The sequence below is a fragment of the Natrinema sp. LN54 genome, assembly GCF_052439245.1.
GTDB classification, from domain to species: Archaea; Halobacteriota; Halobacteria; order Halobacteriales; family Natrialbaceae; genus Natrinema; species Natrinema versiforme_A.
Window position 1 is genome coordinate 929,917 of the sequence record NZ_JBQVRP010000001.1, and the last position, 21,032, is coordinate 950,948.

At 62.5% G+C, this 21,032-nt stretch carries 23 protein-coding genes; 12 read left to right on the top strand and 11 right to left on the bottom strand.

Going from position 1 to position 21,032, the window contains the following annotated elements; translation table 11 throughout:
* Nucleotides 1-32: 32 nt before the first annotated feature.
* The gene (locus ACT4ML_RS04685; RefSeq protein WP_444719809.1) at nt 33-1,418 is read right to left on the bottom strand and encodes a sodium:calcium antiporter; all 1,386 of its coding nucleotides are present in this window, start codon (nt 1,416-1,418) and stop codon (nt 33-35) included.
* 237 nt (nt 1,419-1,655) lie between these two features.
* On the opposite strand from ACT4ML_RS04685, the gene ACT4ML_RS04690 reads away from it, so the two are divergent.
* Together ACT4ML_RS04690 and ACT4ML_RS04695 are read left to right on the top strand one after the other, a co-directional pair.
* Nucleotides 1,656-2,684, top strand: coding sequence for an LEA type 2 family protein (locus ACT4ML_RS04690; protein WP_444719810.1), 1,029 nt, complete (start codon nt 1,656-1,658; stop codon nt 2,682-2,684).
* A gap of 39 nt (nt 2,685-2,723) precedes the next feature.
* Complete coding sequence (locus tag ACT4ML_RS04695) at nt 2,724-3,194, top strand: pyridoxamine 5'-phosphate oxidase family protein (RefSeq protein WP_444719811.1); 471 nt, start codon at nt 2,724-2,726, stop codon at nt 3,192-3,194.
* Between the two features lie 35 nt (nt 3,195-3,229).
* On the opposite strand, the gene ACT4ML_RS04700 is transcribed toward ACT4ML_RS04695, so the two are convergent.
* Both ACT4ML_RS04700 and ACT4ML_RS04705 read right to left on the bottom strand, forming a co-directional pair.
* Nucleotides 3,230-4,612 (bottom strand): FAD-dependent oxidoreductase, encoded by a 1,383-nt coding sequence (locus tag ACT4ML_RS04700; protein WP_444719812.1) that lies wholly within the window; start codon nt 4,610-4,612, stop codon nt 3,230-3,232.
* 384 nt (nt 4,613-4,996) lie between these two features.
* Nucleotides 4,997-5,848: an ion transporter gene (locus tag ACT4ML_RS04705; protein ID WP_444719813.1), complete on the bottom strand. Its 852-nt coding sequence runs from the start codon at nt 5,846-5,848 to the stop codon at nt 4,997-4,999.
* 175 nt (nt 5,849-6,023) lie between these two features.
* Here ACT4ML_RS04705 and ACT4ML_RS04710 point away from each other — a divergent pair, with 175 nt between their 5' ends.
* Complete coding sequence (locus tag ACT4ML_RS04710) at nt 6,024-6,665, top strand: class I SAM-dependent methyltransferase (RefSeq protein ID WP_444719814.1); 642 nt, start codon at nt 6,024-6,026, stop codon at nt 6,663-6,665.
* Between the two features lie 103 nt (nt 6,666-6,768).
* Entirely contained in the window at nt 6,769-7,164 is a 396-nt protein-coding gene (locus tag ACT4ML_RS04715; protein WP_444719815.1) for a hypothetical protein, read from the top strand.
* On the opposite strand, the gene ACT4ML_RS04720 is transcribed toward ACT4ML_RS04715, so the two are convergent.
* Nucleotides 7,090-8,526 (bottom strand): DUF389 domain-containing protein, encoded by a 1,437-nt coding sequence (locus ACT4ML_RS04720; RefSeq protein ID WP_444719816.1) that lies wholly within the window; start codon nt 8,524-8,526, stop codon nt 7,090-7,092. The genes ACT4ML_RS04715 and ACT4ML_RS04720 overlap by 75 nt on opposite strands.
* 239 nt (nt 8,527-8,765) lie before the next feature.
* On the opposite strand from ACT4ML_RS04720, the gene ACT4ML_RS04725 reads away from it, so the two are divergent.
* Nucleotides 8,766-8,936: a hypothetical protein gene (locus ACT4ML_RS04725; RefSeq protein ID WP_444719817.1), complete on the top strand. Its 171-nt coding sequence runs from the start codon at nt 8,766-8,768 to the stop codon at nt 8,934-8,936.
* Between the two features lie 195 nt (nt 8,937-9,131).
* On the opposite strand, the gene ACT4ML_RS04730 is transcribed toward ACT4ML_RS04725, so the two are convergent.
* Nucleotides 9,132-10,268, bottom strand: a complete 1,137-nt coding sequence (locus ACT4ML_RS04730; RefSeq protein ID WP_444719818.1) for a DUF4238 domain-containing protein — start codon at nt 10,266-10,268, stop codon at nt 9,132-9,134.
* Nucleotides 10,269-10,310: 42 nt separating this feature from the next.
* Nucleotides 10,311-10,922, bottom strand: a complete 612-nt coding sequence (locus ACT4ML_RS04735) for a hypothetical protein (protein WP_444719819.1) — start codon at nt 10,920-10,922, stop codon at nt 10,311-10,313.
* 507 nt (nt 10,923-11,429) lie between these two features.
* Here ACT4ML_RS04735 and ACT4ML_RS04740 point away from each other — a divergent pair.
* Complete coding sequence (locus ACT4ML_RS04740) at nt 11,430-11,720, top strand: hypothetical protein (protein ID WP_444719820.1); 291 nt, start codon at nt 11,430-11,432, stop codon at nt 11,718-11,720.
* The gene (locus tag ACT4ML_RS04745; protein ID WP_444719821.1) at nt 11,717-12,019 is read left to right on the top strand and encodes a hypothetical protein; all 303 of its coding nucleotides are present in this window, start codon (nt 11,717-11,719) and stop codon (nt 12,017-12,019) included. The genes ACT4ML_RS04740 and ACT4ML_RS04745 overlap by 4 nt, the downstream gene beginning before the upstream one ends.
* A gap of 4 nt (nt 12,020-12,023) precedes the next feature.
* On the opposite strand, the gene ACT4ML_RS04750 is transcribed toward ACT4ML_RS04745, so the two are convergent.
* Both ACT4ML_RS04750 and ACT4ML_RS04755 read right to left on the bottom strand, forming a co-directional pair.
* Entirely contained in the window at nt 12,024-12,863 is an 840-nt protein-coding gene (locus tag ACT4ML_RS04750) for a hypothetical protein (RefSeq protein WP_444719822.1), read from the bottom strand.
* A 353-nt stretch (nt 12,864-13,216) separates the two neighbouring features.
* The gene (locus ACT4ML_RS04755; protein ID WP_444719823.1) at nt 13,217-13,435 is read right to left on the bottom strand and encodes a hypothetical protein; all 219 of its coding nucleotides are present in this window, start codon (nt 13,433-13,435) and stop codon (nt 13,217-13,219) included.
* Between the two features lie 359 nt (nt 13,436-13,794).
* Here ACT4ML_RS04755 and ACT4ML_RS04760 point away from each other — a divergent pair, with 359 nt between their 5' ends.
* Nucleotides 13,795-14,484, top strand: a complete 690-nt coding sequence (locus ACT4ML_RS04760) for a glycosyltransferase (RefSeq protein ID WP_444719824.1) — start codon at nt 13,795-13,797, stop codon at nt 14,482-14,484.
* Between the two features lie 106 nt (nt 14,485-14,590).
* Here the strand turns inward: ACT4ML_RS04760 and ACT4ML_RS04765 are convergent, their stop codons facing one another.
* The gene (locus ACT4ML_RS04765) at nt 14,591-14,752 is read right to left on the bottom strand and encodes a preprotein translocase subunit Sec61beta (protein ID WP_138243621.1); all 162 of its coding nucleotides are present in this window, start codon (nt 14,750-14,752) and stop codon (nt 14,591-14,593) included.
* A 118-nt stretch (nt 14,753-14,870) separates the two neighbouring features.
* Here ACT4ML_RS04765 and ACT4ML_RS04770 point away from each other — a divergent pair, with 118 nt between their 5' ends.
* A complete protein-coding gene (locus ACT4ML_RS04770; protein WP_006180412.1) occupies nt 14,871-15,140 on the top strand; it encodes a thioredoxin family protein in 270 nt (89 codons plus the stop codon).
* A 220-nt stretch (nt 15,141-15,360) separates the two neighbouring features.
* Here ACT4ML_RS04770 and npdG read toward each other — a convergent pair whose 3' ends face one another.
* Both npdG and ACT4ML_RS04780 read right to left on the bottom strand, forming a co-directional pair.
* The gene (gene npdG / locus ACT4ML_RS04775; RefSeq protein WP_444719825.1) at nt 15,361-16,029 is read right to left on the bottom strand and encodes an NADPH-dependent F420 reductase; all 669 of its coding nucleotides are present in this window, start codon (nt 16,027-16,029) and stop codon (nt 15,361-15,363) included.
* 124 nt (nt 16,030-16,153) lie between these two features.
* On the bottom strand, nt 16,154-16,411 hold the full coding sequence (locus ACT4ML_RS04780; RefSeq protein ID WP_444719826.1) for a hypothetical protein: 258 nt from the start codon (nt 16,409-16,411) through the stop codon (nt 16,154-16,156).
* Nucleotides 16,412-16,515: 104 nt separating this feature from the next.
* Here ACT4ML_RS04780 and ACT4ML_RS04785 point away from each other — a divergent pair, with 104 nt between their 5' ends.
* From ACT4ML_RS04785 to ACT4ML_RS04795, 3 genes are all read left to right on the top strand, one after another.
* Nucleotides 16,516-17,340 (top strand): glycerophosphodiester phosphodiesterase, encoded by an 825-nt coding sequence (locus ACT4ML_RS04785; RefSeq protein WP_444719827.1) that lies wholly within the window; start codon nt 16,516-16,518, stop codon nt 17,338-17,340.
* A gap of 328 nt (nt 17,341-17,668) precedes the next feature.
* Nucleotides 17,669-20,131, top strand: coding sequence for a cbb3-type cytochrome c oxidase subunit I (locus ACT4ML_RS04790; protein ID WP_444719828.1), 2,463 nt, complete (start codon nt 17,669-17,671; stop codon nt 20,129-20,131).
* Between the two features lie 124 nt (nt 20,132-20,255).
* Complete coding sequence (locus tag ACT4ML_RS04795) at nt 20,256-21,023, top strand: Nif3-like dinuclear metal center hexameric protein (RefSeq protein WP_444719829.1); 768 nt, start codon at nt 20,256-20,258, stop codon at nt 21,021-21,023.
* The last annotated feature ends 9 nt before the right edge of the window (nt 21,024-21,032 follow it).

A 21,032-nucleotide genomic window follows, 5' to 3' on the forward strand; every position in this document is an offset into this window, starting at 1 on the left:
CAGCTACGAACGTAGACTTATGGCCGGCGACTTCAGTCGTCGGCGCTCTGGGGCTTCTCCCCGCCGATCGACATCGCGTCGCCGACCGTCCCCGCGGTTCGCCGGACGAGCCGACCGAGCGCCCGCCGGCGGCTGACGAACAGCGCCGTCCCGAGCACGAGGTAAATCGCGCTGTAGACGAGCAGGAGTTGGGTGCTCGAGACCGGCAGGGTGACGAACTCGCGGATGATGGCGAACTCGAGGAAGACCTGCGAGAGGAACAGTGCGAGCAGCGTGAGGGCTTCGCCGACCGAGATTTCGAACCGGATCAGCAGCGAGATGGCGAAGAACGACTGCGCGGCGGTGAGCCAGATTTCGGCCGACTGCTTGAAGTCGAACGAGAGAACGCCGTACTCTCCCAGCGCGATCGAGTGCACGACGACGAGGGTCCCGATGAGCAGCGTCCACTGGTTGAGCTTCGAGGAGATCAGGGCGTTAAAGCCCGCCGTCGAGCGGGCCTTGTTCACCAGATAGACGACGACGATGAGTTCCGGCGCTTCGGAGGCCAGCGGCGCGATCCACTGGATCATGAAAAACGAGGGAATGCCGACGCTCTCGCCGAGGGACTCGAGGCCGTGGGCGAACGGCTCGACGGCCGTGAAGATCAACAGGCCCGAGTAGGCAAAGAGGAGGAAGACGGTCGCGATCCGGCGCGGCTTCGAAAAGTTCTGGAGGTACGCCGGGACGCCGACGTGGTCCATGTCCGGTTCGACCTCGCCGCGGAGGATCACCGCGATGTAGCAGACGTACAGGCCGACCAGAAACAGCATGTCGAAGATGTCGATACCGCCGTTGAGCGGGACGAGAAATGCCCAGAGCGTCGCAAGCAGCAGAAAGACGATCTCGAGGCCGATCTCCCGATCGAGGACGACGACGTCGGAGAAGCGGCCGGATCGCTGCTCGACCGCGGGATCGGCGGTCGAACCCCGGCGGAAGATCGTAAAGAGGGCGACGCCGGCCCAGCCGATACCGATGAGGATCCGGTTCGCGCCGGTCATGTTGGCGACGGCCAGGTTGCCGGCCTCGATCCCGCGCTCGGTGCCCGCGAACACGCCCGCGTTCCACGCGTAGAGCGCGTCGACGGCGTACTCGGGCGCGACCGCTAACACCGCGAGCACCGCGATCGCGAACGCCTGTGGGACGTCCTTTTCAGCCGTTTCCGCGGCCCACGCGAGGAGGAACGCCGCGCCGAGGACGGCGAGCCCGGTCACGATTACCGTCCCGAGCGTCGACAGGGTGGTGAGCGCGACCGGCGGTTGGTACTCGAACCCGGCGACCGTCGCGAGCCGAGGGAGGAGATCGGTGGCCCCCGACACGACGACCCAGGGGAGTGTCAATGCGACTGCGGCCGAAATCGCGCCGAGCACTCGTCGTCTCATGGAAATCGTACTGGAACCCGCAATCGGACCGTCATAGGTACTGCGTTGCGATGGTGATGGTGCCTGCGACTGCCCAGTCCGCGGTCGTCGAGCGGCCGGCGGGGCCGATATCGAACTCGGTACCCGTCCCCGGTCTCGAGCCGCGAACCGGCCACCGCACAACCAATCCCCCCGGACTTCAACGGCTTGAACGTGTAACGCGCGGGTCGAACTACGGCCGTGCGGGGGATTCGATAGATGGGACCCGGCCGCCGGACGTGGATGGTGATTCTCGTCGCGATCGGCCTGATCGTCGCAGCCGCGGGCTACGGGCTGCTCGCGGTGGACCGGCCGCGAGTCGAATCGGTCGACAACGAGTGGGGAACCGTCACGAGCGAGCGAACCGAAGTGGAGACCACCGTCACCGTCGACAACCCGCGGTTGCTTCGCGTCGGCGACGCCGCGGCGGACGTCTCGTATACGGTCCGACTCAACGACATTGAGGTCGCGACGGGGCGCGAGGAGGGCGTGGCCGTCGCCGGTCGCGAGAGCGAGGTGTCCGTGTCGACGTGGATCGACAACGACGAGATCCCGGACTGGTGGGCCTCCCACGTCGCGAACGACGAGACGACCACGGTACGGATCGACCCGGACATCGTCGTCGACTACGCGGGTGTCCAGTATCCGGCGGACCGGTGGACGCGAACCCGGACCGTGCAGACGGATCTGCTCGAGCCGTTGCAGACCGACGAGCGACGCGAATTTCGCGCCAGCGGGCAGACGCTGTTCGTCGTCGAAGCGACGGACGCTCGGTGGGGCAACGCCACCGCCAACCGGACGCCGATCGAGGCGTCGGCGACCGTAACCAATCCGACGCCGCTCCCGATTCCGATCGCGGAGATCGGGTACACCGTCCGGTTGAACGGGATCGTCGTGGGACAGGGCGTCGCCGGCGAACAGTTCGTACTCTCGCCGGACAGTACCCAGACGCTCGAGGCCGGCGCGGCGATCGACACCGACGAACTCGACGAGTGGTGGGTCACGCACGTCCGGAACGACGAGACCTCGAACCTGACCGTCGACTTCACCGCGACCCTCGAGTACGGCGGCAGTCAACGGGAGGTCCCGCTCGAGTTCCTCTCGTACGAACGGACGTTCCGGACGGACATACTCGGATCGGCGGACGACGCCGGCGTGACCGACTCCGAAGCGGGACGAGAGCCGGCCCAGACGAGGACGCAGAGCCAAACTAGCAGCGTCGGGGCCCGAATCGAGAGCCGCCGTTAGGTCGAACGTTTTCAACGGTCCGCCGCGAAGGTCTCGAGCATGACCGACTTCCGCGGCGCGTGGACCGAGGACGAGGTCGAGGCCTTCCTGCAGGAGGCGGAAATCCCGATCCGACTCGCCACCCACCGGCCGGACGGCTCGCTCTGGCTCGTCACGCTGTGGTACCGCTATCGTGACGGCTCGCTCGAGTGTGCGACGCGGGCGACCGCGGACGTGGTCCGCTTCCTGCGAAACGATCCGGCGATCGCCTTCGATATCTCGACGAATCGGGTTCCCTACCGCGGTATCAGGGGCAACGGAACCGTCGAGGTCTCCTCGGAGAACGCCACGGCGGTCCTGCGCGACCTCGTCGAGCGCTACCTCGGCGACACGGACTCGCCGCTCGCCCAGCGATTACTCGACGACGACCGCGACGAGGTTCGGATCCGGATCGAGCCCCGAGAGATCTTCAGTTGGGACTACACCGAGCGGATGGGCGAGGGCTCGAGCGCGAGAGACGAGAGAGAATAGAAACCGATCGAACGGAGTCGACCCGGCGCAGTCAGTTAGTCGTCGGCATCGGGTGCAGCTACTTTCTTGCCGGCGGAATCGTCGCCGCGCGGGAAGTTATCGATCGTCTCCGACCGGAACGCCTCCTCGTCGAACTCGTAGTCGCCGTCGAGGAACTCGAGCAGCGTGTGCGTGTCGCGCATGGCGTTCTTGAGACAGGTCGAGGCACCCGGCGACGGCGTGATGTTGAAGATGATGTCGTCGCCGACGATTTTGGCCTCGCCCATGTCGAGGGACTTGTTCTTCGTGTCGACGATCTGGGGCCGGACGCCGCCGTAGCCCTTCGCGCGTTCGATGTCCTCGAGTTCGACGCTCGGGACGACCTTCTGGACGTGGGGCAGGAACTGTTTCCGGCCGACGTTCGGGAGGTCGTAGACGAGGTTCCGGAGCACGTACGGCAGGAGGATCCGGTCCGAGAGGATGTTGGCGTAGCTCAGGAACGCCGCCGCGTTCAGTCCGAACACGTCGAGGAAGTCCTTGACCGTCGAGATGCGGCCGCGCTCGAGGGTGGGCACGAGTTTCGCGGTCGGCCCGAAGCGGGTGATGCTGCCGTCGTGGACGTCGGCGTCGCCGTGGACCGCGGCGAAGGGCAGCTTCTTCATCTGGAGCGTGTAGACCTTCCCGTTCAGGAGGTCGTCCGCGAGGAAGAAGCTCCCGGCGATGGGGAGCAGGACCTTGTCCTGGCCGTAGCCGAGTTCCTTCGCGATCTGGAGGCTGTGCGAGCCGGCGGCGACGACGGCGGCGTCGGAGTCGAAGCGGCCGTTATCGGTCTCGATCGTGTATCCGTCGAGCGTCGGCGTGATGTCCTCGACTTTCGTCCCGGTGTAGACGTCGACGTTGGCTTCCTCGCTCGCCTGCTCGACGAAGGACTTCGTCGTCTCGCCGTAGTCGACGACGTAGCCGTCCGGCGTCTGGAGCGCGAGCATGTCCGTGTTGGGGTCGCGGCCCTCGACGACCTTGGGCTCGAGTTCGGCGATCTCCTCGCGGTCGATCGGTCGGAGTTTCGGGAAGAGGTCGCCGAAGCCCTCCTCCTCGTAGCGCTCCTCGAGTTCCGCGACCTCCTCGTCGCCGACCCCGAGCACCATCTTGCTGCGTTTCGAGTGCATCTCCCGGTCGGAGTCCTGATTCTCCAGATAGCCCGCGAGGAGTTCCGCCCCCTCTTTGACCTCTTCGGCCTTCTCGAGCGTGTAGTTGGTCTCGATATCCCCGAAGTGGAGGGTCTGGGAGTTGTTCGTGTGGTGGGAGTTGATCGCTGCGATCTCCGATTCCTTCTCGATCAGCGCGATCGAGCCGATATCAGTGAACTTCGCGGTCGTGTACAGGAGGGACGCGCCACTGATACCACCGCCGACGATTACGAGGTCGTATTTACCAGACATTATTGGAATGTGTGAGTCGGTAGTACATACGCTCGACTCCAGACTGATAACTCATATTTTTTCGATCGGACTTTCGTCACCTGTCGATGCCACCATCGACGAGCGTGTATTCGGACTCAGGGAGACGGAATAAATACAGACATCGGTCGGTAGAAACCGCGTCTCAGGAGGGATTTCGGGATTCAATTCTGCTGTTTCGCTGGCGTTCGCGCCGTCGTTTCGGTCACCCAGACCGGCTGTCCCGTCGATTTCGGCCGTTACGGTATCGACAGTTGTCGTACCACCGAGCGGCCGTCCTCGAGCGCGGCGGCGAAGACACTGTGTGTTACCAACAGCTGTTGGGGCAGGGTGCCTTCGGAACGAAAGTAAACTCTCGAGGCGTTCTCATTCGGAGCCGTGATTGTCGGATTCGAACTCCTGATAGATGACGTGACCACACGCCTTGCAGTGCGAGGCGTCCCGGTCGTGAGACGATAGCCCGCAGTTCGGACACGCGACGTTGACCGTCCCCCTGTGGCTCCACTCGCGGACGATCTTGCTCGCCTGCCACGGGAGCACGATTATCCCCGCCAAGATCGCCGCCACGGTAATCCACCGCCCCGCGGTCGTGACCGGGACGATATCGCCGAACCCGACGGTCGACAGGGCGACCACGACGTAGTAGAAGGCGTCGCCGAACGTTGCGACGTCGGGATTCGCGGCGTATTCCGCGCTGTAGAACAGGCCGGCGGAGACGAACAGGAGCACCAACACCGTCAGCAGCAACTTCAGGGCGCGCAACGCGTTGTCCGAGATCGTCCCGAAGAAGAACTCGGCGTCCCGCGTGAACCGATAGAACCGGAGGACGCGGACGACCCGGACCACGCGGAGAAAGCCGACGTTGGCGACCGTCGCGACCCCCGGCAAGCCCGCCACGAGGAACGTCGGGAGAATCGCGATCAGGTCGACCATCGTGTAGGGGTTGCGAAACTCCGCGAATCGATCCTCGGCGCCGTACAGTCGCAGGACGTACTCCGTCAGAAAGACGACGGCAATTGCGACCTCGAGGCCCCAGAGGAGCGATCGGAGGTCGTCGGAGAGGGGATAGGTTTCCGCGACGAAGGCCGCGACGAACACGAGGTTCAGCACCAACAGCGCGATGTCGATCGCCTTCCCCAGCGGCGTCCGGTGATCGAGCAGGTAGAAGCGGACGGTCTCCCGAAAATCTCGGGTTCCGGGCGACGGGTCTGTGGTCATTCGACAGTGGTACTCCTCACACGAGACACGTAGACCCTCGGATTATCGGTGGCCTCGAACGACCGAAAATGGGGTCTGTCCTCGGCTCTCGGACCCCGCGCGGGAGGCGACGACAGCGGCCGGCGATAATCGGACGAGTCGACTAGGCTTTAGGTGTCCGCCGAGAACGACACACGTGAATTCTAACGAGGTCCGCCGTCAGTGGGCAGAACGGTCCGGCGCATATTCACCGGAGTATTACGCCTACTACGGACCGGATCATCGGAGCGAGTCGATTCACGGCATTCTCGATCGGTTCGTCGACCGAGACGCGGCCGTCCTCGAACTCGGCTGTAGCTCGGGCCGCCACCTTGCACATCTCTACGAACACAGCTTCGAGAACCTGCACGGCATCGACGTCAACGACGACGCCTTCGACGTGATGGCAGAGACCTACCCCGACCTCGCCGCCGCCGGCACGTTCTATCACGACACGATCGAGGACACCGTCGGTGACTTCGCGGACGACCGGTTCGACGTCGTCTACTCCGTCGAGACGCTCCAGCACATCCACCCCGACGCCGAGTGGGTGCTCGAGGACCTGACCCGGATCACCGACGACCTCCTTATCACGGTCGAAAACGAGGGCGAGAACGACGACGACAGCGAGGCCGACCGGTCGGATTCGGACGACCTCGACGTGAGCTACGTCAACGACGACTTCCCGCTGTACCACCGCGACTGGAACCGGGTGTTTACCGAGCTGGGCCTGCTCGAGGTCGAGGCCGAATCGGGCAAGCGGGATACCGTTCGCGCGTTTCGCACTCGAGACGAGTAGCCGTCCGCCGCGGGTATTGGCACGCCGAACGCGAGTCGAAAGCGACAGCCAGTCGGTCGACCGGACGCAACGTTTTTGCTCGCCACGTCCTACGAGACAGCAGATGGACGCCGAGCGCTGGTGGCCGCCGTTCGTCGAGGTCGTGGCGCTCGCGTGGATCGTGCTGTTCGTCGTCGACGTCGCGGTCAGCGTCGACTTGCTCGTCGTCTCCGAATCGCTCACGGGGACGATTCGCGGCGTCCTCCAGTGGCTCCTCGTCGTCTTCCTCCTCGACATCGCGGTCCTCTACCGGTGGTCGGATCAGGGTCCGAGGCGGTTCGTTCGCTCGAACTGGTTTCTCATCCTCACCGCGGTCCCGTGGTTCCGACCGTTCCGACTACTCCGCATCGGCCGATCGATCCGCGCGCTCCGGCTCCTCTCCGGGTCACGCCGAGTCGGCTCGTTCCTCAACAAGGTCCGTCGGAAGTGTCACAGCCTGTGGCATCGGCTGCGCCGATAAGGGACTCGTCACGCGCGGCAGCCACTCGTCGACGTGCCACCACGCGCTCCGCCCGTCGGCTGCGTCGCCGGCCGCAACCGCGCGCTGGTAGTCGACGAACCGCACGTCGACGTGGACCGACCGACTCGTCTGCGCGTCGATCTCGGTCCGCAGGTCCGCCGCCAGCCCCTCGTGTTCGAGCCCGCTCGAGCGACCCACGGTCACCGTCACCGAGACTTCGTCGCTGAACACGCTCGCGTCGTTGTACTCGGTCTGGACGCCGGCGAGTTCCAGCGAATTGTACTCGGGGTCGTCGAGCACGTTCTGGACTTCGTCGTTCACCTGCTGTTCGAAGACGAGGTGCTGGTATGTTCCGAGGGCCGTCACCGCGACGACGATCAGGAACAGGAGGACGATGACGGCGTATGCGCCCGTGCGCAGCGAGACCGTCGCGTTCTCGCGGACGTTGCGGATGACCGACGAGCGGTAGCCGAGCGCGATGAGCGTGAGATACGCGGTGAGGTTGATGAACACGATGTTCATCAGGAGCAAGACGGCGCCACCGGCGACGATGAGCGGCTCGCCCCAGGCCGTCCCGATGCCGGCCGCGGCGGCGGCGGGGACGATGGCCGCCGCGACGGCGACGCCGGCCAGCGAGACGGGGAGATCGGTCGCGAGCGCGAGCGCGCCGGCGAACCCGGCCGCGATGGCGATGACGAGCGTCAGGAGGTTCGGCGTGGCGAACGCACCCACCTGCCCGACGCGACCGACGGACAGCGTCGGCTGGACGAACCCCGTCTGTTGTAAGAACACGCTCATCACGACCGCGCCGACGTACGCGACGACGAGCCCCGTCACCTGTGACGTGGCGCTGTCGACGACCATCTCGCGGTCGCTGATGACGGCGCCGGCGCTCGCGGAGAGCGTCGACCCCGCAAAGGGCGCGATCACCATCGCGCCGACGATGACGATGGCGGAGTCGAGCAGGAGGCCGCCGACCGCGACGATTGCGCTCGCGACCGCAAACGCGAGGTACGTCGCCGTGTCCGGGGTCAGGTCCGCCGCGCGCTCCCGGATCTCGGCGTGCGAAGCGCCCCGCTGGCCTTTCGGTCCCTCGACGTAGCGGTCCGTTATCTCCTCGGCATTCGGGACGCTCGCCCGGTCGACGTCCGTCACGACGGTGTACGTCTCCTCGTTGAGTCCGGCGTCGTACAGGTGCTCGAGGACCGTGTCCGCGGCACCCGCCGGAACCGGGATTTCCGCCACGCTCCCGTCCCGGCGGCCGTCGGCCTCGCTGAAGAGGAACTCGATCTCCATCTCCGAGAGGGCCGTCCGTACCGCCTCGCGGTCCTCGTCGGGAACGAAGACCCGAATGAGTCGCATACCGATCGGTCGGCGGACACGCCATTTACTAACAGCCTACTACTGGCCGTAACAGGAGCATATGGGTCGGATCGTGTTGCTCGAGTGGCAGAACCGACGCGTGACGACCGGACGGATGAACGAGTGTCAGCGTCCGGAGCGATCGACGGGACGAGTCGTGCGAGCGTTCGGTTCGATTCCGATGACTGTCCGAACCGGACGAAGAGGCTTTACACCCGCTGCCGCGGTAGCTAGTCGCGATGGCCGGACTCGTACAGCGAACTGCGGCAGGAATCGACAGCCTCTCCCGATCCGTCTGGGACGACTCGAGCCGGCTCGAGAAGGCGATCGTCGCCGTCGTCCTCATCGTGACGGGGTTAGTGATCCCGGTCCTGCCGATCGTCGTACTCGCTCGATATATCGCCAACTGAGTGTGACGTTGCGGGCAGGTCGGCTCGCAGAGATATGGCCTCGGCATTCATACCGCGCGAAATTAATATTAGACGACACGTTCGTAGCAAATCAGCACACCCGTGACGGATCGGCATCCAGCAGTCGATTAACTGTTTAAATATTCTTCCTCACAGGAGTATGATTCCGAGTTTGGAGTGTGTCTGGGCCTTCCGCTACAGGTCTAAGAGTTCTTGGAAGAATCTGATAGAGTAGATGAGTCCGAGGTCAGGAGCGCCGGTCTCATTAAATATTTTATGTGCAAGGTTTCGGACCTCTATCGACCGGCAATCAGGACGTTGCTTGACGTAGGGTAGATGGATCATCGTCGTACAGCCTGGAAGATCTGGAGACTGCTTCGGTACTTGATATGCGGGAATCTTGTCCACCTCCTCTGTTCTCCCGGCCTCTGTTTCCAGAGGTACGGTTATCTGTTCTCTCCTCCGGAACTCCTCAATTCGGTTGTACAGCTCCTGTATGTAGTCTTCGCTACCGGAGTTGAACATCACGATACTTTCCGCGTTGTGGAACTGTAGCAGGTTCAACTCGTCAACGATGTCAGGTGACTTTACTAGGACCTGTTTCTGGGAGTTGTGGCTGAAGCTGTAGACGGCTGGATCGTACAGCAGGAGAATCCGGTTACGGTCTATCGGACAGAGGATTTGAAGCCCCCTATTTGCCAGCCCTGCCGGCACTAATCCATGTTTGCGTTTGTATTGGGGTATGTCGTGGACTACTGGGACGTCGGAGACGATGAAATCGCGGTCTGTAACGTTACAGAGCATCACGCCCTGAAGGTCTTGTATGCCGATGTAGCCGAAGATACCTAGAGACATGATGTAGTGGTGAGTTCCGAGTAGGGAGGCATTGACGAGTGTTTCCTCTTTTTCTTCCTCGGTAAGATCGGATGTCCAGGTAATTCGTTCATCGTATAGGTCGGCTTCCAGGTCTTCCCTGACGGCGTCCCGGATGAAGTCGTCGCTATCCCTGATGTCCTCCTTTGTTGCCTTGGTCCTGGTACGTTGAGTAGTGACAAACGAGAGTAACAGCTGGATATACCGGTTAGAGAGATCTATCAGGTCAGCACCGTCACGTAGATCGTTAAGTGGACGGGCATGGTGTCCTTCCAAGTCGGCGAGTTCCTTTTCGACGACTGGTGGTTTGCCGTAGAAGTAGTTCCGGGAGCAGACTGAGTCGGTTCCTTCCGAGAAGGTGCCTCCGGATTCGAGATGGAATACGGTGAGTTGGCCGTTAGTGGCCCAGGCACGGAGGTAGTGTTGAGGTACGTAGTGCTGGTTCTTCTGCTCCGGCATTTCCTTACTCTGAAGGAGTCTTCTCTCCACCTAAAGGGGTTTCTACCGGTGCTCTGCGGTCCTATTCTTGAGATCCTGTTCGGAGATTGTATCTGTTTCTTCGGTCGCCATTACTCTACCGTCCAGTTTTCGGATCACCGGGGTTGGCTCGACTTCGCTTGGCTCTAATTCTCCGTCAAGCATCTTGATCAGATCTTCTCGCATACCACTGTACCTCTTCAGCAGCCCGTACAGCGCTTCATGGGGGTGCATGGAGTCTGGGTCTTCGTCGCGGATTATAGTCATGAGAGACTTTAGGTAGGACACGTTTCCGTAGAACTCGACGATTTTCTCGGTCTCTTCAGCGCTAAGGTAGCCCAGTTCTGAGGCGTTCTCCTCGTAGACGGTTGTCGAGATGTGCTCAGGGGGTGGCACCAGTTCAGCTGGGATCCTGTTTTTCCGGGGAATGTATCCTTCAGATTCCCAGTCTTCCGGGAGCTGGCCCAGGTAGCTCATCTGCTCGATCTCAGCTTTCAACGCAGATCGGAGGTTCTTGATCTCATCTCTACGCCGCTTCCAGTAAACTGCGTAGCTACCTCCGACACCGATGAGGGCCGCCAACAGGACGAACAGATTTCCGACCCAGGGCTGATTCAGTAACTGGAGAATGTCCACCAAGTCCACCTCTATCTATAGATGAGAGGTACGTACCCTGATAAAATCCCAGTACATCTTTTCCCTCAGACATCGTCCAAGGAGAAGCTATTCTACAGCTATCCCTCGAGGTTGGAGAGTGTTTCATAAAACCGGTAGTAGCAGAGATCACAAGGAAGTCAGTAGATTGGATGAGGCGATGGATACAGCAACTGGGGATAGCGATTTGTATACTGGGAGTAGTCGGTCTCATTAGCCTGGTGCTGTGGCCGTTTTTCCAGCAGTCTGGATAATGACTACGATGCTTGGTCTTGCTGTGGTTCTCAGCTATGTCAGTTGGCAGCGCTATTTTTAATTTGATCTCAGATGGTTTTTCAAACACACTGTTGAGGGGTAGGGATTGCTCGCTCTATTTGTTTCTCCCCTCTTCCCAAAGCATCCGTTGCAACCCCTATACAGTCATTTCAAAGCCATTCATACCGTGATTTTGCCGTTCACTTTACGTGTCAATGATTTATTCAGAAGTGTATGGCGATCAGTCTCCTCGTCACAGGGGTGATTGCAGCGATAGCCGCGATACTGCTATCCCCAGTGTTTGGATATTCAACCAGTGCAGGCTACCACCTCAGAAGTGGGAGTTTGACGAGTAAGGAAAAAGCTGCCCTCCTCAAACTCGCCAAAATCGGAGCAGCTGGTGCCATTGCTGCATACACGGCGCCAATCATTATCGCGATGAGTCCGTTACTCATCGGAACTGCCGTGATAGGGGGCGTAGTGCTGGTGCTTCACTACGATATCCCGCACTGGAGGATACTATGAGACAGAGCAATGTAGGCGATGCGCTCGTGATTCTCGTCGTTGGGCCGTTCATAGGATTGGCTATTGGTGCACTCTTCTATGCTGTAGCGCAGATGTACATAATCATGAGGCCAACAGAAGGACCGTTTACGGCTGCCTATGACACGATCGGCACCTCCCTCTCTATCAGTTACAGCCTGTTCCAGTTGGCCTCAAGCATTGAAACCTGGGTCGCTATTGGAGTGATCGCTTTCGCGAGCTACAGTTTCTTTGCAGCTCTAGGTGGCGGAAGAGGCCGCGGTGGTCTCGGAGGTCGGTAGACTCCTATTTGTCCTTGTTCAGCGTCTTAATCTCATTTTCTGCAATACTACGGATTTCTTGAGCAGCATCCTGCAGTTCTTCCTGTACATCATGGTGTTGCTGACGTACCCTAAGATAATCCTCTAAATGCCCTTCTTCGATTAACTGGTAAAAATGGTCAGCCCATTCAGGGAACTCCTCATCTAAGAAACTCAACTGCTCCGGCTGAAGCCCGCTACCCATGAAGATAGTTGGATCATCAGGATAGGGGTGTTGGTCTATTCCTTCTTCTGGAATCAGGTGTTCCCGAAGTTCTTCTGAGGAGTTTACGTTCAAAATCTCCGGGAGATGGTCTTTAACAATTGAACCCAGACTAACCCAGCTCTTGAGGACTCCGACTTTACTATCTGAAGATTCGTTTCCTGCAGGATTTACTGTTCCTCCTGCTATCAGTTGCACCGATGCCCCCTGATTCTTGATTACGTCATCAGGGAATTTGTCTGTGATCTTTCCGTTGAGCGGGATGAACTTGCGTTCTGCTTTCTCTAGGTCCTCAAGAAGGCGATAATACTGATTTCCTTGTCTCATACGAGTAGGTCCAAGTCGGAGCTTTTCTGTGTAGCTGAGATCGTTCCAGAAGGAGGCCTCTTGACAGCTGCGGAGACTTCCGGGGTATTCGTCTTTTTCGATGATTGCGTTGACTTCCTCTAAGCCGGGTTCGTAAACGTTCTCGATCCGCCAGCGGAGTTCTTTGTCACGCTTAGTCTGAAGATATACCCAGTAGCTGCCCGCAAAGGCGATCGCTGCCGAAAGAATTCCGATTATGACTTGCATGGGAGAGACAGCCAGTTGCGGCAGATCCATTCTTTGAACGGTCCATGTTGGATTGTAGTATTAGTTCTGTCTCTGTAAGGTTGCTATTCGAAGCGGTTTCGATAGGTGTAGACCTCGAGATATACTACTTAGACCGCGAGTGTGAGCTCCTGGGACTCATGAATGAACCACAGTCTGATCACTCCAAATAAGGACACCATCTGCTTTGATTTCCTTGGAAGACGAAAGGTAGTACATGTAAATCGGTGGCCTCGGCACTCATAGGGCTCGTCACCGCCGGATGCCGAGTCCGGCTCGGAGCGGGAGCATCGTCATCGGCCACGCGAGACTACCGCCGTCGCTCCAAAGACGGTTTGGGTTCGCCGGCGAAAATCGGGTGACAGTTACGAACCGTCCGCGCTCTCGTTTGCAAACGCCGCGTTCCACTCGTCGATAAGGTTCTCGAGTCGCCCCGTGTTCCGATGCGAGAACATCCGCTGGGCGCGATCGGTGGGCGTCCGCGGGTCCTCGAGGGCGCTCGAGCGAGGTGCTCGAGGACGGGTCGTGGTTCGGTTGGGTGTCGGTTCGGCGTCGGTCGTGGACTGCGGGTTTCGGGTGCTCATGTCGGTCGGGTGTGGATTTCGTCGAAAAGCGGTACTCGTCGTCAGCAACGGGCTCACGCTACTACGTGTACGACCGACATCTCTACGCCATCGTATCCGCCCCATCGTTATAAAAGTTCATGATAGATAGTAGCCCTGTGGAGTGCTATCTGAAACCAAGAATCATGGTTTGAATTAGCAGATCTTGCCAGCAGGAACAGCAGCTCTTTCGGCGAGTATCGGCGACTCGAGCCGTCGTTCGGTCGATTCACTACCACACCCACAACTGGCAGACAGCTATCGGCCGGTCCACGCCCGCGAGGACTCGTCGGGACTCCGGTAGCTTGAGAACCCGCGGCCGAGTTCTCGTCTCTAACACGATGCCGAGCGACGACCGAGACGACGATGCCGGCGAGTGCGACGTGAGCTTCGTCGTGCCGGCGCGAAACGAGGCCGACTACCTCCGTGGTGCGCTGGCGAGTCTCACCGCACTGGACACGAGCTACGAGTACGAGGTGATCGTCGTCGACGGCCGTTCCACCGACGAGACGCCGGCGATCGCCCGCGAGTACGGCGCGACCGTCGTCCGCGACGCCGGCTCGAGCATCGCCGCCGCCCGGAACCTCGGGGCCGAGCGAGCGGCTGGCGAGTGGCTGGCCTTCATCGACGCCGACACCCGGGTGCGGGCGAACTATCTGACCGAACTGCTCGGCTTCGTCGAGGCCAACGGGCTCGCGGCCGCGAGTTCGTACTGTCGGATCACCGGCCCCCGACGGGCGAAGCTGATGGAACTGACGATCAATCACGTCTTCTCGCGACTCGAGCGCCCGATCCTGCCGGGGTTCAACTGTCTCGTCCACCGGCGGGCGTTCGAGGAGATCGGCGGCTTTCCCCGCGTGGCGAACGAGGACACGGCCTTCAGCCGCTCGCTCGCCCGCCGGTTTCCGACGGCCTACTGTCCGACCGTCTTGGTCGAGAGTTCGGGCCGGCGGATCGCCGAACAGGGGCTGACGGGCACGCTGTGGCACTACCTCCGGCTGGATCTCGAGCGGCTCCGAGCGGACTACTGAGACGACCGGGCGCGGCGAAGCGGCCGAATCGGGGACTGTCGGGTATCTACGCTCCGGCGCTGCCGCTATCTGTGACGATAGTAAGAGGAGGTGGCTGGTGTCCGCGTTACGCGACGATCGTCAGCAACTGGACCAGCACGCCCAGCAGCACGCCGAACGCGATGACCGTCTTGGGGTCGATACGGATGGCGTTCGAGTCCTCGGAGTCGAAGTACCGTACGAGTCCGGCACTGGACATCAGGCCACCGGTGTTCTGTCCTTTATCCATACCCGTTCCTATGGGCCCCTGAAACTAAACCTTTCGACCGGCCCGTGTCGGCGATCACGGCAATGCATTGGCAGTGGGAAACCCTTATGCGCGGCGCGTGGCAACTAGCGTTGACCGCATGACTGTCACACTTAAGGACTTCTACGCGGACTGGTGTGGCCCCTGCAAGACCCAGGACCCGATCCTCGAGGAGCTCGAGGACGACTGGGAGGGCCGATTCGAAGTCGAGAAAGTAAACGTCGACGAGAAACAGGACGTCGCCAACGAGTACCAGGTTCGATCGCTGCCGACGCTCATCATCGAGAACGACGACGGCATCGTCGAACGCTTCGTCGGCGTCACCCAGCGCGACGACATCGAGGACGCCCTCGAGTCGGCCGGCGCGTAACCGACCGGTCGCTTTTCTCCTCGCAGCCAGCATCGATGCGAAGCCGAGTTTACGGAGTAACTAGGGAGTAGGCGGACTCGAGGCTCAGACTGAGTCCTGCCGGGACCGCCGAACGACCGCGGACCCGCCGCTCGAGAACTCGATAGTGAAATCGTTACAGAAGCCGGAGCCGAGGGTCAGGAGTCGCGCTCGAACGCGCCGAGCGAGCGCCCGCACGCGCTCAGGTCCACTTCACGCCGACGTCGTGCATGTCCTCGTTGTACTTCGCGATGTTGATGACAAGCGGCGTGACGCTCTCGACTTCGGCCGCGTTGGCCAGCGGCCCCGCCTCGAGTGCGCGCAGGCCCTCGATCTCGTTGGCGATCGTCAGAACCGTGTCGCCGGCCGTATCGTCGTCGGCGACGACGAGCGTGTCGAGGTCGAGGTCGTTGTCGAGGTTCGACAGCGCGTCGGCCGCGAGGTTGTGGAACGCGCCGACGACCGGGACCTCGTCGGGGGCCCGTCCGGCGACGAGTTCGGTGACGCTGCCGGCCTCGGGCGGGTGATAGTGGAGCCCGTCCTCGTCGCCCTGCATGCCGACCGCGGGGGTCACCAGTACGGTGTCCGAGTCGAGGTTGTCGGCGACCGCTTCGACGGTGTCGCCGACGTAGTACGGCGGGACGCTGAGGATGACGACATCCGCGCGGTCGGCCGCCATCTCGTTGCCGAAGCCCTTGATGTCGATCTCGTCGGTGCGGTCCGCGAGTTCGTCCTCGTACTCCGCGACCGCGTCGCGGGCCTTCTCGGGGTCCCGGGAGCCGATGAGGATCTCGTGGCCCGTATCGCGGGCGAACCGCAGTGCGAGTCCTTCGCCGATATCGCCGGTGCCGCCCAGTAGTGCAATTCGCATACCCCCACCTCCGGACGGCACCCGAATAAAAGGGCCGGAGATCGGCCGATCTCGCCGGGTTCTCGGACGAAACGGACGGCTCAGTGATCCGTCCGAGCACTCGAGTCGGGACCCACCCGCGCCGTTACGGCGCGTCGTCTTCGGTCGGGTTCATCGCCGATCCCAAGCCGCTGTCGTAGGCGTCGCGTTCGGTCACCTCGCGGATGCGCTGCTCGAGTCGGGTCTCGAGTTCTCGTCGCCGTTCCTCGTCGACGTTCGGGTTCGACCCCAGATCGTCGAGATCCTGCTCGGCCGTCCGCAGGACGGCAACGGCCTCCTCGGTCTCGAGGTCGTCCGCACGGTCGAGGGCGCGTTCGACGTCGGCGAGCGTGGTCTCGGTCATAGCGAACGTTTGCTGGACACACGGATGAAAGACGGGCCGGGAAGCGCCACGTCGTCTCGCACGCGATGGCGTACTTCCATTACGCGGCCGGCCGTCGCTCCGATATGGCCCGCCCCGCCGTCATCGCCCACCGCGGCTACGCCGGGATCGCCCCCGAGAACACCGTCACCGCGGTCGAGCGCGCCGCCGTGCGCGACGAGACCGCGATGATCGAAATCGACGTGCGGCCGGCCGCCTGCGGGACGCCGGTGGTCGTCCACGATGAACGCCTCGAGGGGACCCGCGACGGGCGATCGCTCACCGACGGGACCGGCCTCGTCCGGGAGACGCCGCTCGAGACGCTCCGGGAAACGCGGGTGCTCGGCACCGATGCCGTGGTGCCGACGCTCGCAGACGTGCTCGAGGCGACCCCCGAAACGGTCGGTCTCAACGTCGAACTGAAAGGGGCGGGACGGGCGGACCTGCGCGTCGACGAGTCGCTCCCATCGGGCGAACGCGCCGAGCGCCGCGAGGCGTGGCGGCCGTTCGTCGAACGCGTCGTCGCCGACTGCGACGCCTTCGACGGTGAACTCCTCTTCTCGTCGTTCTGCGAGGGAGCCATCGCGGCACTGCGCGACGTAACGGCCGAGTACGCCGCTGCGCCGCTGATTCGGGACGACCTCGAGGCCGGCCTCGAGATCGCGCGCCGGTACGAGTGCGAGGCGATCCACCCGCCGCGGAGCGCGGTTCGCGACGCCGACGCGGCCCCCGAGAGAGCGACCGACCCTGGCCCCGAAATCGACGTGCTCGAGGCCGCCCACGGGGAGGGGCGAGCGGTCAACGTCTGGACGGTGACGAACTGGGTCCAGTTCGACCGGCTCGCAGCGGCCGGCGTCGACGGCATCGTCGCCGACTACCCCGGACTAGGGCGGGCCTCGAGCGATCGATGACGCCGTGAGCGACTGTCTGCGTTCCCTGAACCGCCGTCTGCGTTCGGGAACAGCCGTCTGTGCTCGGGGATTAGCTTCCGAAAAGGCGGTATAGGGGGCGAGAGCGTGCCAGAGGCGGTTATCCGAGCCATCGCGGTCGGCTGTGAGGGAAGTATCGCTTGCAAGCGCACCGGACATCTTGATACGGAGAATCGTCGGAGTGTGTCGAATATGGTTTCGGTCGTCTATTCGAGGAACCGTCTCGGCAGCCGGTTCGTGCGTGGGATGGGGATGCCGGCCCGAAGCGATGCCGGCTCGAGGCGCGTGTCCAGTTGGGAGGTGAGACCGAATGAGTGAGCTCCCGCCGCGGACCACCCTCAAGCGGTGGCTGGTCACGACCAACCACAAGGACGTCGGCATCCTCTACCTAGCGACGGCGATCTTCTTCCTGCTGCTCGGCGGCATCCTCGCGCTGTTGTTCCGGACGCACATGTGGGAGTCGGGCGGGATCGGCCTTCTCGAGAATCAGGAGTTCAATCAGGCGGTGACGAACCACGGACTCCTGATGGTGTTCTGGTATCTCTCGCCGTTCGCGTTCGGCTTCGCGAACTACCTCGTCCCGCTCCAGATCGGGGCGAAGGACCTCTCGTTCCCGCGGCTGAACGCCATGAGTTACTGGTTTTACCTGTTCTCGGGAATCCTCGTCGCCCTCGCGTTCTTTCAGGGGCGGGCCTTCGCCGGCGGCTGGTACATGTACGCGCCGCTGAACGTGCCGATGTACAACACGGCGATGGCGGCGACGTCCGGCGGGACGCTGACGATCCTCGCGCTGGTTCTGTTCGTCATGTCGACGACGATCGCGACGGTCAACTTCCTCACGACGATCCACTACGAGCGCGCGGAGGGGCTCGGCCTGTGGAACATGCCGCTGTTCACGTGGTCGATTCTGCTGACCGTCTGGATGATGCTCTTCGCCTTCGCCGCCTTGCTCGCCGCCCTGCTGTTGCTAGTCAGCGACCGGATCTTACTGACGCAGTATTTCGCGACCGATCAGGGCTCGAGCCTCTTGTGGGCGCATATCTTCTGGTTCTTCGGCCATCCGGAGGTGTACATCGTCTTCTTCCCGGCGCTCGGGGTGCTGTTCGAGACGTTCCAGACCTTCTGTGGCCGGCGGCTGGTCGGCCGGAAGTGGGTCATCATCGCGATGGTCCTCGTGGCCGTTCAGTCGTTCCTCGTCTGGGCTCACCACATGTTCCTGACGACGATCAACCTCCCGATCAAGACGCTCTTCATGGCGACGACGATCGGCATTTCGCTGCCGTTCGACCTGATGGTCTTCTCGCTGATCTACACGATGGTCAAGGGACGGGTCCGCTTTACCACGCCGTTCCTGTGGAGTCTCGGGACGCTGGTGATCTTCATCATCGGCGGCATTACGGGGGTCTTCCTCGGGGCCGTCGTCCTCGACTACGAGTTCCGGGGCACCTACTGGGTCGTCGCGCACTTCCACTACGTGATGGTCGCCGGCTCGACGGCGCTGGTCGGCGCGGTCTACTACTGGTGGCCGAAGATCACCGGGAAAATGTACGACGAGACGCTCGGCAAACTCCACTTCGCGACGTACTTCATCGGGTTCAACCTGCTGTACTTCCCCATGTTCATGGCCTGGGAGACGCCGCGGCGGGTCTTCCACTTCAGTTCGGAGCTGACGATCTATCACCGACTGGCGACAGTTGGGGCCTTCGTCCTCGCCGCGTCCTACCTCATCATGTTCTACGCGCTCGGCAAGAGTCTGCTCTCGGGTCCCGACGCCCCCGACAACCCGTGGGCGTACTCCCGGACCGCCGAGTGGGCGACGACATCGCCGCCGCCGCTCGAGAACTGGCCGGACCGGCCCAGCTACGCCAGCGGCAAACTCCAGTTCGTCGACGATGCGACGGCGGCCGACGGCGGGGCGGCCGCACACGAGCGGGCCGGCCAGGCCGAGTCGCTCGAGGCGGAGCACGAAGACCACGCGAGCATCTGGCCGTTCGGAGTCGGGGTCGGCATGTTCGTCATGTTCATCGGGCTGTCGGGACTGACGCCGTGGGTCGCAAGCTTCGCCACCGGACGCGGAGCCGAGATCCAGGAGACCGGTTCGACCGACCTCTTACATCCGGTGCTTTTCGTCGGCGGGATCGCTATTCTCGGCTACACGCTGTTCGAGTACGGGCGCGAACGGTTCCACGCGCCCGATCAGGCGATCGCCGAGCGCTGGCCGTTCGAGAACGTCGGCGGCACGAAACTCGGCGTCTGGTTCTTCCTCGCCTCGGACGTGATCGTCTTCGGCGCCGCCATCGGGGCGTACGTCTTCATGCGCCTCCACGCCGGCTGGGGCTCGTTCGAGACCGTGCCGCCGTCGGAGATCATCGGCCTCGTCAACACCTACGTCCTGTTGACCTCGAGTTTCACGGTCATCATCGCGCTCGTCATGGCCGAACGCGAGAACAAACGCGGCCTGCTGGCGTCGCTCGGCGTCACGCTCGCGCTCGGGCTCACGTTCCTCACGATCAAGGGCTACGAGTGGAGCCAAGAGTTCGCCCACGGCATCTACTGGTTCACCGAACTCGAGTACTCGCTGTACTTCGTGACGACCGGGCTCCACGCGTTCCACGTCATCCTCGGCCTGCTCATCGCCCTGTTCATGATATACCGCGTCGTGGCCGTCGACGCCTATCTCCGGGATCACCGGCCGGTCGAGTACTTCGGGCTCTACTGGCACTTCGTCGACATCGTCTGGGTGATCCTGTTCCCGCTGTTCTACCTGATGTAGCGGGCCCGGATCGCGGTTTTCGGTGCAGTCGTCCGCGTTTCGCACGCCCGACTCGAGCCGGAAGCCGCCGCGGGACCGGTCGGGATCAGCCGGATACAAGGCGATCACCGCCGAACGGCCTGCTATGGAGCTCTCGAACGTCGTCGATCGACTCGACGAAGAACTTGGAACCGCCGACTACGCCGACCTCGACGCCAGCGCGAACGGCCTGCAGGTCGGCCCGGACGAGGCCGAGATCGAGCGCGTCGCGTTCGCCGTCGACGGCGTCCGCGAGACGTTCGACCGGGCGATCGAAGCCGACGCGGACCTGCTGGTCGTCCACCACGGGCTCTCGTGGGGCGGCTTCGACCGCGTGACCGGCCGGACCTACGACCGGATCGCGCCCCTGATCGAGAACGACCTCGCGCTGTACGTCTCCCACCTCCCGCTGGACGGCCAGCAGGAACTGGGCAACGCCGCCGGCGTCGCCGACGTGCTCGGACTCGAGGACCGCACCCCGTTCGGCGAACTCGGCCCCGAGTACATCGGCCAGCGCGGGACGGCGGCCGACGCCTACGCCCCCGACGAACTGCGCGAGCGTCTCGAGGACACACTCGAGACCGACGGAGAACCGGTCCAGCACCTCGACTTCGGCCCCGACGAGATCGAGGACGTGGCGGTCGTCACCGGCAGCGGGGTCGACTGGCTGGGCGAGGCCGCCGCGGCCGACGCCGACGCGTTGGTGACCGGCGAGGGGAAAGGGAAGGCCTACCACGAGGCACAGGAGGCCGGCATCCACGTCTTCCTCGCGGGCCACTACGCGACGGAGACCTTCGGCGTGCGATCGCTGCAGGATCTGGTCGAGGAGTGGGGACTCGAGACGACGTATCTCGAGGTGCCGACGGGGCTGTAAGGAGACACG